General features: G+C 44.4%; 13 protein-coding genes. 10 read left to right on the forward strand and 3 right to left on the reverse strand.

The genetic code is table 11. From position 1 onward, the window contains the following. The first annotated feature begins 855 nt into the window (after positions 1–855). The 10 genes from WKJ04_RS14630 to WKJ04_RS14675 all read left to right on the forward strand — a co-directional run bounded on the left by WKJ04_RS14630 (position 856) and on the right by WKJ04_RS14675 (position 10,860). Positions 856–1,821: a flagellin gene (locus tag WKJ04_RS14630; protein ID WP_337881089.1), complete on the forward strand. Its 966-nt coding sequence runs from the start codon at positions 856–858 to the stop codon at positions 1,819–1,821. Between the two features lie 186 nt (positions 1,822–2,007). Then, positions 2,008–2,628 (forward strand): pseudaminic acid biosynthesis-associated methylase, encoded by a 621-nt coding sequence (locus WKJ04_RS14635; RefSeq protein WP_337881090.1) that lies wholly within the window; start codon positions 2,008–2,010, stop codon positions 2,626–2,628. 433 nt (positions 2,629–3,061) lie between these two features. Further along, positions 3,062–4,027: a flagellin gene (locus WKJ04_RS14640; RefSeq protein WP_337881091.1), complete on the forward strand. Its 966-nt coding sequence runs from the start codon at positions 3,062–3,064 to the stop codon at positions 4,025–4,027. A gap of 288 nt (positions 4,028–4,315) precedes the next feature. After that, the gene (locus WKJ04_RS14645; protein WP_337881092.1) at positions 4,316–5,281 is read left to right on the forward strand and encodes a flagellin; all 966 of its coding nucleotides are present in this window, start codon (positions 4,316–4,318) and stop codon (positions 5,279–5,281) included. Between the two features lie 76 nt (positions 5,282–5,357). After that, positions 5,358–5,759 (forward strand): flagellar protein FlaG, encoded by a 402-nt coding sequence (locus WKJ04_RS14650; protein ID WP_337881093.1) that lies wholly within the window; start codon positions 5,358–5,360, stop codon positions 5,757–5,759. Positions 5,760–5,799: 40 nt separating this feature from the next. Then, positions 5,800–7,206: a flagellar filament capping protein FliD gene (fliD, locus tag WKJ04_RS14655; RefSeq protein WP_337881094.1), complete on the forward strand. Its 1,407-nt coding sequence runs from the start codon at positions 5,800–5,802 to the stop codon at positions 7,204–7,206. Positions 7,207–7,220: 14 nt separating this feature from the next. After that, entirely contained in the window at positions 7,221–7,646 is a 426-nt protein-coding gene (fliS, locus tag WKJ04_RS14660; protein ID WP_337881095.1) for a flagellar export chaperone FliS, read from the forward strand. Beyond that, positions 7,646–7,951 (forward strand): hypothetical protein, encoded by a 306-nt coding sequence (locus WKJ04_RS14665; RefSeq protein WP_337881096.1) that lies wholly within the window; start codon positions 7,646–7,648, stop codon positions 7,949–7,951. The genes fliS and WKJ04_RS14665 overlap by 1 nt, the downstream gene beginning before the upstream one ends. After that, the gene (locus WKJ04_RS14670) at positions 7,944–10,067 is read left to right on the forward strand and encodes a 6-hydroxymethylpterin diphosphokinase MptE-like protein (protein WP_337881097.1); all 2,124 of its coding nucleotides are present in this window, start codon (positions 7,944–7,946) and stop codon (positions 10,065–10,067) included. Before WKJ04_RS14665 ends, WKJ04_RS14670 begins: the two co-directional genes overlap by 8 nt. Beyond that, on the forward strand, positions 10,060–10,860 hold the full coding sequence (locus tag WKJ04_RS14675; protein WP_337881098.1) for an AAC(3) family N-acetyltransferase: 801 nt from the start codon (positions 10,060–10,062) through the stop codon (positions 10,858–10,860). Before WKJ04_RS14670 ends, WKJ04_RS14675 begins: the two co-directional genes overlap by 8 nt. Positions 10,861–10,864: 4 nt before the next feature. Here WKJ04_RS14675 and WKJ04_RS14680 read toward each other — a convergent pair whose 3' ends face one another. The 3 genes from WKJ04_RS14680 to WKJ04_RS14690 are packed head-to-tail and all read right to left on the reverse strand — an operon-like array spanning position 10,865 to position 13,447. Beyond that, positions 10,865–12,160 (reverse strand): DUF4910 domain-containing protein, encoded by a 1,296-nt coding sequence (locus WKJ04_RS14680; protein ID WP_337881099.1) that lies wholly within the window; start codon positions 12,158–12,160, stop codon positions 10,865–10,867. Beyond that, entirely contained in the window at positions 12,144–13,217 is a 1,074-nt protein-coding gene (gene pseI / locus WKJ04_RS14685; RefSeq protein WP_337881100.1) for a pseudaminic acid synthase, read from the reverse strand. Before pseI ends, WKJ04_RS14680 begins: the two co-directional genes overlap by 17 nt. Continuing rightward, the gene (locus WKJ04_RS14690) at positions 13,217–13,447 is read right to left on the reverse strand and encodes an acyl carrier protein (RefSeq protein WP_337881101.1); all 231 of its coding nucleotides are present in this window, start codon (positions 13,445–13,447) and stop codon (positions 13,217–13,219) included. The genes pseI and WKJ04_RS14690 overlap by 1 nt, the downstream gene beginning before the upstream one ends. Between the last annotated feature and the right edge of the window lie 4 nt (positions 13,448–13,451).

Raw genomic sequence — 13,451 nt, forward strand, 5'->3', positions numbered from 1 at the left:
GCCCCTTCGAGGGGCCTACTGCAAAGCCACCTTCTTCAGAAGGTGGATTCTTTACATTTCTGTAGTAATTATTTATTAAATATCAATTCACTAATAATTCGGTTATTCATCTAAAGTTTCGTCCTTTCTCCCCGATACAGAACATAGAGAACCAGAAAACCTGAGGTTTTATATGTAAATTCATTCATCCCCTCTGTTGGCTTATTTTAGTGCTGCCAAGCCTGAAAGAGGCCACAACAATATACTGAATGCAAAGGCATGACATAGCTATTGGTGCGGTCAGGGCTACAGCTACTCAGGCATTTTTATGCCGCAGTGGCTGGGGTTGTTGCCGGTGCACGGCTGCAAGTTGCCGTTGTGGGTCGATCGCTGCTGTGCCTCGTCTGCAGATGCTCTGTGTATTTCGGACCTTTAATTTGAGGCTGGGCAGAGGGGTGAAAGTTCAGAGTAAACGCGGAGGCGGCGTGGAGAGCGCCCCCTGAACGGAAGGGGTAGGTTCAGGGGGCGCGATTCCAGTGACTTCAAGCGGAGGCAATTGCTTAGAGTTCCTGGTGCGTCAATTACCCGTCGGGTGACTGACGCCTATGGATTATGCGATTTGTATGCCATTTTTTTTGTGGCGGCTAGTTTTTGTGTGGAAAAATTTTTGTTCACTGCCAATGGAGCGGTGGCGGCATTTTTTTGCCTGAAAAATTCTAGCTTTTATGTAGATAAATCATAGGGATGCGTAAGTGCTCATGAAAGCGGCAATAAAAATTTTTCTAAAGGAAATTCTTTGCCGCCCGATAACCTGTTTAAGCCGGTGACAATAGTTGTCCGGTGTCACTACCTAACCGATAGATTGAGGGTGTAATTATGGCCTTATATGTCAATACCAACGTCAGCTCATTAAATGCACAGCGGCAATTAATGGGCTCAGGCAACCAGTTAGATACAGCGTTCCAACGTTTGTCTTCAGGTTACCGTATTAACAGTGCCCGCGACGATGCCGCCGGCTTACAAATCACTGACCGTCTGAATTCACAAATTCAGGGTTTGCAACAGGGTAACCGTAACGCGAATGACGGTATCTCTCTGGCGCAAACTGCTGAAGGTGCGATGAACGAAGTAACTAACATGTTCCAGCGTGTCCGTACTCTGGCACAACAAGCATCCAACGGTTCCAACACAGATGAAGACCGTTTAGCCATTCAGGAAGAAATCCGTTCGTTAATGACGGAAGTGAACCGGATCGCCAAAGACACCACATTCGGTGGCCAGAACCTGCTGGATGGTACTTATGAAGCCGATTTCCAGGTGGGTGCAGATGCAGTACAAAACATCAGCTTCAGCATGAAGTCTGTGGGTACAGTTGAAGGTATTTTGTCAGACAATGGTGGTTTCACGCTGTCAGGTATTGCCGCAGTGGCCAGTGCAGTGACAGGTGTCAATCTGGAATCTGCGTTGGCTGGAATATCAGATGTAGGCACTGGTGGTGATGCCAGCAGTTTTACATTTGCCTCAGTCTTTACCGCTTCAGGTATTTCAGTATCGAACCAGGTGAACGCTCAGGCGGTGTTAGCAGGTATGGATGCCCTGATTGCTGTGGTGGATAAAAAACGTGCAGAGCTGGGTGCGGTGCAGAACCGGTTCCAATCAACCATCAATAACCAGTCAAATATTGCTGAAAACCTGTCTGCAGCAGCATCACGTATTAAAGATGCGGACTTTGCGGCAGAAACGGCGAAACTGACGCAGTTCCAAATCTTACAGCAAGCCAGTCAGACCATTCTGGCCCAAGCCAACCAGCGTCCTCAGGCTGCGTTGAGCTTGTTAGGTTAAGTTGTAGAACTCTCTTTTATTCTCTCTCTCAATCTCTCACGCAAAACCCGCGCCTGGCGCGGGTTTTATTTGTCTCTCGGTGATTTTCTAACGTTTATCTATAAGAAAAAATACTAGAATCTGAGGTGTTTCGTAATGCAATATCAATAAATTGCTTCGCGAATAATTTCATGTAACGGAGAATCTATGAAATACAAAACAGATCAAGAACTTTTTTGGGCTGGTGACTTTGGCGATAACTATGTTGACAGATATAAAGGTGAAGTCAGTATTGCGTCAAATACGTCCCTTTTTTCAAAAATATTGAATTCAACTAAATCTGTTTCAACAGTCATTGAATTTGGAGCAAATATTGGCCAAAACTTGATGGCCATAAAGCGGTTACTACCAAATGCGGAATTGTCGGCCGTTGAGATCAACGAAAAAGCAGCCAATCGATTGAAACGTGAAATGCAGGACGTCACTGTTTATCACTCTTCAATTCTTGATTTCAGTTCTGTTGATGAGTTTGACTTTGTACTGATTAAGGGGGTTCTTATCCATATAGATCCTTGTGAGCTACAGAGTGTCTATGAGTTACTCTATAAAGCGTGCAAAAAGTATATTTGCATTTCTGTTTATTATAATCCTACTCCTGTTGAAGTTTTGTACCGCGGGCATGAAGGGAAATTGTTTAAACGCGACTTTGCAGGAGAGCTGATGGATAGATATCCTGATTTAAAATTAGTGGACTATGGATTCGTTTATCATCGGGATAACAATTTTCCATTAGATGACGCAACATGGTTTTTACTTGAAAAGTCATAACACTAAATCAACTGCTTATGTAAAGGCGGAATTCTCCAGGAATTTAAGTAAGTCGCTATTCCTATCGGCTGGAGTCGTCCAGGCTCACCCTTCATCGTTTATGTATTGGACGCGCTAATCTATCCATCATACGCACTTATTCAGTGTGGTAGCTTTTCATCTGAATCTCTCAGTCAATCCCGCGCCAAGCGCGGGTTTTTTATTGGCAAATTTTTGCCGGTGGCATTGCCGCTACGGCAAAAAAAAACCGCAAAAAACAAACTTAAGTAATTGATTTTAAAGGATAAAAATCTTCAAAAAAATTCTTAAAGTAATTTTTCAATGCGCCGTTATAAAGGGTGTCCGGAGGTGAGAGCCCGGGCACCGAGAGAGCAAACTGGTTGGGGGTGAGAGCCCAACCGCTTTGTTAATAAAGAGATGAGGAGAGTTTAAAATGCCATTATTTGTTAATACCAACGTCAGTTCGTTAAATGCCCAACGTCAGTTAATGAGTTCAGGTTTAGGTCTGGATCAGGCTTTCTTAAGATTGTCATCTGGCTTTCGGATCAACAGCGCGGCAGATGATGCAGCCGGCTTACAAATCACAGACCGTTTACAATCCCAAATCCTTGGTTTGCAGCAGGGTAACCGCAACGCCAACGATGGTATTTCATTAGCACAGACTGCAGAAGGTGCAATGAATGAAATCACCAATATGTTTCAGCGGGTCCGTACTTTGGCGCAGCAAGCCTCAAACGGTTCCAATACAGACGAAGACCGAGTTGCTATTCAGGAAGAAATCCGCGCTTTGATGAGTGAGGTTAACCGGATCGCCTCAGACACCACATTCGGTGGTCAGAATTTATTAAATGGTACTTATCAGGCTGATTTCCAGGTCGGTGCTGATGCAGTGCAGTCCATCAGTTTCAGCATGAAGTCTGTAGGAACTGCGACAGGATTATCTGATAATGGCGGCTTTACTTTGTCTGGTATTGCCTCTATCGCCAGCGCTGTAACAGGTGTCAATCTGGAATCGGCTTTGGCTGGAATTTCAGAAATTGGTACAGGCGGTGATGCTAGTAACTTCACTTTTGCATCAGTTTTTACCGCCTCTGGTATTTCCGTATCGAACCAAGTGAATTCGCAGGCGGTGTTAGCTGGTATTGATGCATTGATTGCTGTGGTGGATAAAAAACGGGCCGAGCTGGGTGCAGTACAAAATCGGTTCCAATCGACGATTAATAACCAGGCAAACATTGCAGAAAACCTGTCTGCTGCACGTTCACGGATTAAAGACGCTGACTTTGCGGAAGAAACAGCCAAACTGACCAAAAACCAAATTCTGCAGCAAGCCAGCCAGACTATTTTGGCTCAGGCCAACCAACGGCCTCAGGCAGCTTTGAGTTTGCTGCAGGGTTAACCCCCCCTTAGGGTAAGTACAACTTTTCCCATCTCCTTCTCCCGTTCAGGGTCACCTGAGCGGGAGTTTGTTTTTTTGTGCTGAGAATTTTTCTTTTAATCCGTTTTATTTCAATACCTTATGTTTAATTTTTGATTATTTTAAAAAAAATCAAAAAAAAAGCTAAAGCCTTTAGATATGCCGCCGATACACAGCTTAGAGGACTTGTATTAGTTACTCTGAGCGTTCGGCATTTAACTTAGGGGTAGGTTGAATGCAGATCAACACAGAAATAAAGCGGAGGCTATTATGGCTTTATATGTAAATACTAACGTCAGTTCGTTAAATGCCCAGCGCCAGATGATGACATCCGGCGGGCAGCTTGATAAAGCATTCCAACGTTTGTCTTCAGGTTACCGTATTAACAGTGCATCTGATGATGCGGCAGGCCTGCAAATTGCGAACCGTTTAACTGGCCAAATCAATGGTCTGAACCAGGGGATCCGTAACGCGAATGATGGTATCTCTCTGGCGCAAACTGCTGAAGGTGCCATGAATGAAATTACCAACTCGTTCCAGCGTGTCCGTACTCTGGCACAACAAGCATCCAACGGTTCCAACACAGATGAAGACCGTTTAGCCATTCAGGAAGAAATCCGTTCGTTAATGACGGAAGTGAACCGGATCGCCAAAGACACCACATTCGGTGGCCAGAACCTGCTGGATGGTACTTATGAAGCCGATTTCCAGGTGGGTGCAGATGCAGTACAAAACATCAGCTTCAGCATGAAGTCTGTGGGTACAGTTGAAGGTATTTTGTCAGACAATGGTGGTTTCACGCTGTCAGGTATTGCCGCAGTGGCCAGTGCAGTGACAGGTGTCAATCTGGAATCTGCGTTGGCTGGAATATCAGATGTAGGCACTGGTGGTGATGCCAGCAGTTTTACATTTGCCTCAGTCTTTACCGCTTCAGGTATTTCAGTATCGAACCAGGTGAACGCTCAGGCGGTGTTAGCAGGTATGGATGCCCTGATTGCTGTGGTGGATAAAAAACGTGCAGAGCTGGGTGCTATCCAGAATCGTTTTCAATCAACCATCAATAACCAGTCAAACATCTCTGAAAATCTGTCAGCTGCCCGTTCACGTGTGCAGGATGCAGACTTTGCAGCCGAGACTGCTAAACTGACACAAAACCAGATCCTGCAACAAGCCAGCCAGGCTATTTTGGCTCAGGCAAATCAGCGCCCACAAATGGCATTGAGTTTGTTAGGTTAATCTGATTGGTCAGGAGCCTGAGTTGTTTCGGGCTCCCGACCCTAGATGAGTTGGAGGCCGTATGGTTAGCGTAGGTATGAATATTGCAGGGAATGCGCCTGTGGCCTTGGAGATGACTCCGCAGGTGAAGGGTGAAGCTGTGGCACCAGTCAGACGGGTTAAAGAAGCACAACCTGAAGCTAAGTCAGAGCCAGAGCAAAAAGAATCGGCAGACCAGGATAAAAGAGCCAAAGAGCTAACGGCTGTTTATGACGCTGTTGACATGGTGAATCAGAAATTAATGGTAAAATCGACCAATTTGGTGTTTGAATTCGATGGTGAAAAAGACCCACCTATTGTGAAAGTGGTCGACAAAGCCAATGGCGAAATCATCCGGGAAATTCCTTCAAAAGAATTGCGTGAAATTGCTAAGGCTTTGAATAGCATTGCCGATAATGTGAATAGCAGTGCAGGAGTTCTTTTAAACGAACAATTGTGAACTGTGCAGTTCTTTCGTGAGACATGAAGGTGGTATCTAAATGGCAACAATAACCAATGCGGGAGTGGGTTCTGGGCTGGATCTGGAAAGTATTATTTCTGCCACACTGCAGGCGGAATACCAACCAAAAGCTCAACGTATCAGTACCCAGGAATCATCGCTTAAAGTTCAGTTGACAGGCTTAGGTGCTATCAAGTCTGTATTAGCCAAGTTGCAGGATGTGGTCGAGGGGTTGGCAAAAACCTCAGTTTTTGAAAACAGAACCGCAACTCTGCGTCAGCCTGAAAACGCGACAAGTGAAGGCGATTTAATTTCGGTCACTACATCAACCACAGCAACTCCCGGTGCCTTTAAGGTCAGTGTTGACCAATTGGCCAGTGGCAGCAGGGCCATATCTTCAGCAGGCAATACGTTCAGTTCGTCTTCCGATGTGGTCAGTGCCAGCGGAGGAACTTTAACCTTTGAAGCTGGGGATCAGTCATTTAGTATTGATGTCGCTGCCGGGGCAACTCTTGAAGATGTGCGCCAAGCAGTAAACAAATCCAAGAATAACTTTGGTATTTCAGTCAATATAATTAATACCGGCACAGAATCTCAGTTAGTCATTACGTCGAATAAGACCGGTGCTGGCAACGATTTGAAAATTACCAGCAATACAGCTGAGCTTGACAAGCTTTCAACCGAAGCTTTTGGCGGCGGAGCGGGGGGAGTCGCAATAGCTGTTGCTGATCAGGCAAAGGACGCCATTATCAGTGTTGACGGTATTCAGATCACCAGCGACACCAATACGTTTAAAGACGCGGTTCAGGGCCTGACCATTAAAGCCGAACGTGAAAGCCTGTCAGGTGAGACCGCCAAAGCCACTATTGATTATGATCGGACTGGTGTGACAACCAAAATCGATGAGTTTATTACTGCCTACAACAATGCCATTGAAACCATTAATCAACAAAGCCTGTTGGTAAGTGCGCCGTTATATGGCGATTCAACAGTACGCGCTATCAAAGACCAGTTGATCAACACTTTGTCTACTGTGGTGAGTGGAGCAGGGGATTATGAATCGATATTCGACATTGGTTTATCCTTAAATGGCAGTAACAAGCTTGAGAAAAATAGTGTCGTCCGAACATTAAATGAAGCACTGGATGAAAACTTCGCCGATGTCGGTAGTCTTTTCACTAACGTAGGTGGTATTGCAAAGAGTTTTGAAACTCTGCTGGCTGGCTATGTGGATTCAAGCGGTGTCATTAAAGACCGCCAAGATGACATTAACGTTGAGCTGCGTGATTTAGAAGATGATAAAGAAAATCTTGATTACCGCATGACCACAATGGAAGCCAATCTGCGTAAAAAATATTCTGCACTGGACGTATTAATTGCACAAATGAACAGCACTAATAATTACCTGACCAGTCAGTTAGCGTCTTTGTCACGAAACACTAAATAAAAGAGATTTCATCTATGTACGGTAACAAGGTTAAACATTACCAAAAAGAGGCATTAAAAACGCGCCTGGCCAGTGCGGATCCCCATCAGATTATTCAGATGCTGATGGAAGGCGCCATAGACAGTATGAAAGTGGCCAAAATTACCATCGAACAAAAGGATTATGAGAACAAGAGTAAAGCCTTGTCCAAAGCCACCAGCATTATTGATTCGTTGCGCCTGAGCCTGGATACCTCTGTAGGTGGCGAGATGACAGACAATCTGGCGGCTTTGTATGGCTATATGTCCAGGCGTTTAATGGATGCCAGTGTTCAAAACAACACCAGCATTGTGGATGAAGTCATTGATTTGTTGTCGACCATTAAATCAGCTTGGGACCAAATCCCTGAATCTGCGAAGCATGATGCTTATCAGCAGATGGAACAGAAAGCGGCTGTTTAATGTCGTTGCCTTCCGAGCTGCAGTCTGCAATGGAATCGCTGCAAAGCCTGTTGCAAGCCCAAGACTTTGAGCAGGCTGTTATTGTTTTCGGTTCGGTACAGAGGCAATTAATGGCGCTGACCCCGGCCGATTTTAAAAAAATGACTAATGACGAGCTCCGTTCTTACCGAGAACTCCAGCACGAATTTATGCGCCTGCAAGACGAACTTCAACTTGAAGCAAAAAAGCTGATTGACCAGATTGCCCCTTTCAATAAAAATCGTGGGATTGCTAAAGACAGTACCTACAGAGGACGAAATGGATAACCTGCAGTCGTCTCTTCTTGAAATTGAAGAAAAACTACAACAGATAGAAACGCAAAAAGTCAGAGAGTCTCATTTCCGCCAAGAAGCAGAGAAACGCTACAACACTAATATGAAAGCGTTTGAGCGTTATTACCCTGACTTGTATAAAGAATTGAATGTTTATGAGTCAGATGTACGGCATCGTCTACTGGTAACAGCGTCTGGGCATGGCAATTTTGTCCCGTCCAATCAAAGTATTCCTCTATACGGAGATGATCCTGTAGCTCAAGCCGCAGAACAAGTGGAGCGTTATACTCAAAAAGCAGTGTATGGCAGAGTAGGGCTGTACAAGCGAAATGCGGATCCCTCAATAGTTGACACCAGGCTTCATGTAGTTTCTATGGGTAAACTTAGCTCAAAGATTGTCGAGCTTACCGCGGAGACAAAAGAACCGGAGATCACAGAGCTTCCAGAGCGTTATCCGACTTGCCTGATGTTCGGTGTTGGTCTGGGATATCACCTGCCCATCTTGCTTGACAAACATCAGTTTGATTATGTGTATATATGTGAACCAGATTTTGAGCTGTTTTATGCCAGTCTGTTTTGTATTGATTGGGAGCAATTAATTGAAAAGATTAACGAGACCAATGCAAGTTTATTTTTGCAGGTTGGCATCAGCTACAAAGATTTTTTTCAGAAGTTGACTGAAATAAGTGGCAAAGTTGGTGCTTTTTCGCTGATAAACAGTTTCTGTTATCAACATTATCCTTCCGCAGAGATTAATCGTTTAATACTTAATTTTTTTGAAAAGTTTTACCAGCTGCAGTTGGGCTTTGGTTTCTACAATGATGCTGTTACTGGTCTTGCTCACGCCATTCATCATTTGGAACAAAAAGCTAATTTTTTTATTCGAAATAAAGAAGCGAGTAAGAAAATCGCGTCAGTTCCTTTATTTATTGTAGCGAATGGCCCGTCACTTGATGAAGCGGCTATACATTTTCTTCTGGAGCATCAGCAGGATGCAATTATTTTTGCTGCGGGAACAGGTTTGCAGTCCTTACTGAAAGTAGGTGTGATCCCAGACTTTCACCTGTTAGTGGAACGACCTAAACATAATTACAATATCATTCGTGAAATTACACCCCCAGAAGATTTTAAGAAGGTTAATTTATTATCGGTGGATGTTGTTTATCCCGACACAACCGAAATGTATAAATGGGCAGGCCTTGGTTTAAAGGGGCCAGAGGCCGCATCAATGCTGATCCAGTATTTGCACTATCGAAAGACACGACAGTTTATGCATTCACTATCCTATGCCGGCCCTTTGGTCGCAAATACTGCGGTTTCCTTTGCTTCAGTCTTTGGTTTTAAAGAAATTTATCTGTTTGGGGTTGATAATGGTTATCCGGTTGAGTCGGGACAAAGTCACTCAAAATACAGCATATATATGGATGAAGCATTTAAAGGCAAATACAGAGCAAAGCGTGCCGCCAAGCATAGACTAAACGGCAATCTCGGCCAAGATGTGATGGCCACCAATATGATGGTGTTGGCAAAACAAAATATGGAACTTGTTTTCAAACAAGTCCCTAATTCTAATATTTATAATGTCGGGCATGGAGCAAAGCTGGAAAGGGCGAACCCGGTAGAGGTCGATGATTTAATAATATCTCCGCTCAAACAAGACAAACAACTGTATGTAGAGTGGATGAAAGAGGCTTTTTTTACCAATGTGAAATGCAACAATATTGAGAAAGTTATTGGTTTAGACGAATTTATTGGGTTGGTTGATTATATTATTGATATAGGTAAAAGACCTATGTTAACCAGATCCGATGCAGCTGAAATTATGAAAGCTCAGGCCCGAGTTGTTTATGCCTATCGTATGACAAAGTACCCGCATCTGTTTCAGATAATAAAAGGTACTATGTTGTATTTTCATTGTCCTTTGCTAACGCTACTTTACACCTATAAAAGTGACGAAAAAACTCTGGAGTGGTTCAAGCAGTGTTTTGAAATTTGGCAGCAGTTTTTATATGACATCAAAGAAGATTTCCCTAAAAACTGGCGTAACAAATGTGATTTTGTCAAAGTAAAGAACACTGAGGCTGTGGAGGCTGAGAGCCAAGATGACTGAACATTATCAATACGATGATCTGTTGCGTGCCTACAGCAACGTTGGCGTCAGTAAGGGGCGGGTGGTCTATGTCACAGGTAATTTCGGCAAGCCAGGTCTGTATTCTGAAAAAGGCAAGCAAGCGCTGTTAAATGCTCATTTACAGGCTTTAATGCAATTACTGGGTGACACTGGTACTTTGGTGGTTCCGACTCATAGCTTTTCGTTGTGTAATACGGATAATGTCTTTGATTCTGAGACTACACCCAGTGAAACAGGACCCTTTACAGAATTGGTTCGGCAACAAGCTGGCTCGGTACGTCAATTTCATCCATTTTCTTCGTCTACCGCACTTGGTGCTCAGGCAGAATTTATTTGTCTCCATAATAGTAAACACGTGTATGGATTACAGAGCCCGTTTCAACGAATGCTAGACCTAGATGCTTTGTTTGTGTCAGTTGGTTTGCCTGCGAGGCGCACAGCATCGTTGATTCACCATGTTGAATTTATGATGGGAGTTCCGTATCGATATACAAAAGAGTTTTTGCATCCTTGTCGTATTGATAATGAAGTAGAAAAAATAATTTTTTATCTGCATGTGTTGTATCGGGATTTAGGTCTAGTGCGAGACCGTAATAAAAAGATATTTGAAAAATTTCTATGCCAATACGAGGTAGTTTCTTCAAAGCTAGGGTTATCTTTCCTCGAATCTTTTAATATGAGAGAGTTTGTTGACTCTGCCTCCCGGTTTATGGCTGAAGATATTTATTGCTGGTTACAGCAACCTCCAACCACCAGGCCTTATCGTCTCTAAGTGCTCAATCTGTGGTAACTAAGTGGTGTTGCCTCAGCGTTTGCAGAATATCCTGTACTTCCGGATAAGTTAATTGAGTCAGTTGGCACAATGTCAGGAGATCGTTTTGTCCGTCACAGTAAGCAAGGACATTTGTCATCGCCCTTGTTGGGCGTGAAGAACCCTTCAGACTCAGGCTTGGATAGAGATTGTATTTCCCCAATTGTGGTTCTCCCAAGCATGTTGCTCTGTAGACCCTATTTTTCTCCAATACCTCCAGACAATTTTTTACGTAGCTAAAGCCACCCTGCAAGCCTTGTTCGGTCACCAGACTCAAATCATCCAGCGACGTATGGTACTGAGAAAACTTTCCAAACTTGGTGCGGCACAAAGTGACGACCGGAAGGTCAATGCCGGGTGCACAGTACTGGCGTTCATCACTGCCGCGTTCCAGAAAACTATAGTGCTGTTGTTGCTCAGCAAAGTTCTGTTCAAGCACCAGGTTGGCAACCCGGTCCGCAAGAGTATGTCCATATCTGGAATGTACTATTGAATAGTGGCCTTCATCGCCAATACAACTCAGCACAAAACCGGCTACTACCTTTTGCTTTAATTGCTGCAGATTGTCCTGTAAAAAACACAAAGTGCCTATGGTTTCAGTGGTGAATACTATGCGGTAACTGTAGTGGAGAGTCGTTTGCTCTGACAGCCAGTGAATAAGCGCCAACGCAATAACCGGGCCAGATAACTCATTGTTTGCCATTGATGGATGGCAGATATAAGTTGATATCAGTATCTCTTGCTCAGATCGCCCGGCGATATAACATTCCCCGTAGTTTAATTCGCCATCGGCAAGATGTTCACTATCAATGTATACCTCATAATCCCCATCAATCAGGGTGTCTCGTTGCTGTTGGGTGAGACAGAAGCCCCAACTTGATTTGTAATAGGACGTTACATAGGGGATTGCGTCGGGTTGATCAGGCAACGAATGAAGGTGTGGCTGCAACTCCTGCAATGTGAAAGTTTGATGGACAGGCTGAGAGTAATTGACCAAATGCAGGTTGTTGACACTGATATCAGCAATTTTTTCTCCTGATGGAGTCTTGATCCAGGCTTCACGGACACGCCACTCTGCCGGGACAGTCCAATCAAAGGCCTGACTGCCACTGCGGACGCTCCTGACGTAAATAGGGACAGGACAGTGTTTTTGCAATACGGCCAGGGTTTGTCTTACACCTTCGCCGGTAATGCTGCGAAAGATTGGAAACAATTCGCGCACAATGGAATGTAATGTTTCTCCGTTAATGGTTTGGTTCATTCTGATTGCTCGGGCTGACTGTACTGTCTGTGAGACGTAATGACTGATCGAAATGGCTGGTGGTTGTGGGTTCGCCAGCGACGGCGTCTTGTTGTAGCTCTTGTTTATATAATAGGTTCAGGTAGCGTGGGTGCAGCCCGCTGCCATTTCGTAAAACACGGATATCTTCAGGCTGAATTATTTCGCCGGCGGCCAGATTTTTTGCAAAAAATATTGATCGTCTTCGCATTTTGTCAGCATGACTGATTTGGTAAGACACCTGACCCAAACTGGCTTCTACCTGACGGACTTGTTCGACCATTTGTTTAAACTCATCCGGTTCCATGGAGAATGCGGAATCAGGCCCGCCATCTGCTCTGTTCAAAGTAAAATGTTTTTCGACAATTCGGGCTCCCAGGCTGACCGCGACCCCTGGAACTAAAGCGCCGGCAGTGTGATCAGACACCCCAACAGGCACAGAAAAACGTTGCAGCATAGCTGGGATAGTTTTGAGATTGGCGTCGGCAATTTGTGCTGGGTATTGGGAGGTGCACTTGAGCAATGCTACCTGTCGGTTGCCTGCCTGATAACAGGTTGCCAAAGCGAGCTGAATATCTGCTTCATCCGCAACGCCTGTCGAAATAATGACAGGTTTGCCTGTTCTGGCGACTTTATCTATCAATGGAATGTGATTGATCTCAAATGAAGCAATTTTATAAAAAGGTACTGCGAGTTGCTCCAGAAAATCCACAGCGTCAAGATCAAAAGGGCTGGAAAAAAACAATAATCCGGCATCTTTCGCTACTTGTTGTAATTCTGCATGCCACTCATATGGCAAGCTGCCTTCCTTATACAGGTCCCAGAGTGTTCGCCCTTTCCATAAGCCTGCAGGCCTTTTGCCAAAATAGGCATTATCAATGTCCATACACAGGGATTCAGGCTTATAGGTTTGCACTTTCACTGCGTCTGCACCAGCAGCGGCCATCGCATGGATGGTCGCTTTGGCACGTTCCAGATCATTGTTATGGTTAGCTGACAGCTCTGCAATGATCAGTGTTTTATCACCAATCCAATCCATCATAACAGCTTGGCAAAGTACTGAATAACTGCGTTCGGCGTGTTCAGCTCATCAATTTTTGAATCCGGAACCTGATGGCCGGTATGTTGTTCCAGTTCGACAAAGAGGTTAAACATATCAAGACTGTCGAAGCCTGCATCAGAAAAGGTCATATCCGCCTGTAACGCTTCGGTATTTGCGGATGCGCCTGAACTTTCCAGAGCGTTTTTAATCATGTCTAAATCAACCATAGTG

This window comes from Rheinheimera sp. (assembly GCF_037442345.1).
GTDB lineage: Bacteria > Pseudomonadota > Gammaproteobacteria > Enterobacterales > Alteromonadaceae > Pararheinheimera.

Excerpts from the sequence above, each read along its gene's own strand:
- WKJ04_RS14630 (WP_337881089.1), top strand. The coding sequence starts at position 856 with ATGGCCTTATATGTCAATACCAACGTCAGCTCATTAAATGCACAGCGG.
- WKJ04_RS14635 (WP_337881090.1), top strand. The coding sequence starts at position 2,008 with ATGAAATACAAAACAGATCAAGAACTTTTTTGGGCTGGTGACTTTGGC.
- WKJ04_RS14640 (WP_337881091.1), top strand. The coding sequence starts at position 3,062 with ATGCCATTATTTGTTAATACCAACGTCAGTTCGTTAAATGCCCAACGT.
- WKJ04_RS14645 (WP_337881092.1), top strand. The coding sequence starts at position 4,316 with ATGGCTTTATATGTAAATACTAACGTCAGTTCGTTAAATGCCCAGCGC.
- WKJ04_RS14650 (WP_337881093.1), top strand. The coding sequence starts at position 5,358 with ATGAATATTGCAGGGAATGCGCCTGTGGCCTTGGAGATGACTCCGCAG.
- fliD (WP_337881094.1), top strand. The coding sequence starts at position 5,800 with ATGGCAACAATAACCAATGCGGGAGTGGGTTCTGGGCTGGATCTGGAA.
- fliS (WP_337881095.1), top strand. The coding sequence starts at position 7,221 with ATGTACGGTAACAAGGTTAAACATTACCAAAAAGAGGCATTAAAAACG.
- WKJ04_RS14665 (WP_337881096.1), top strand. The coding sequence starts at position 7,646 with ATGTCGTTGCCTTCCGAGCTGCAGTCTGCAATGGAATCGCTGCAAAGC.
- WKJ04_RS14670 (WP_337881097.1), top strand. The coding sequence starts at position 7,944 with ATGGATAACCTGCAGTCGTCTCTTCTTGAAATTGAAGAAAAACTACAA.
- WKJ04_RS14675 (WP_337881098.1), top strand. The coding sequence starts at position 10,060 with ATGACTGAACATTATCAATACGATGATCTGTTGCGTGCCTACAGCAAC.
- WKJ04_RS14680 (WP_337881099.1), bottom strand. The coding sequence starts at position 12,160 with ATGAACCAAACCATTAACGGAGAAACATTACATTCCATTGTGCGCGAA.
- pseI (WP_337881100.1), bottom strand. The coding sequence starts at position 13,217 with ATGGATTGGATTGGTGATAAAACACTGATCATTGCAGAGCTGTCAGCT.
- WKJ04_RS14690 (WP_337881101.1), bottom strand. The coding sequence starts at position 13,447 with ATGGTTGATTTAGACATGATTAAAAACGCTCTGGAAAGTTCAGGCGCA.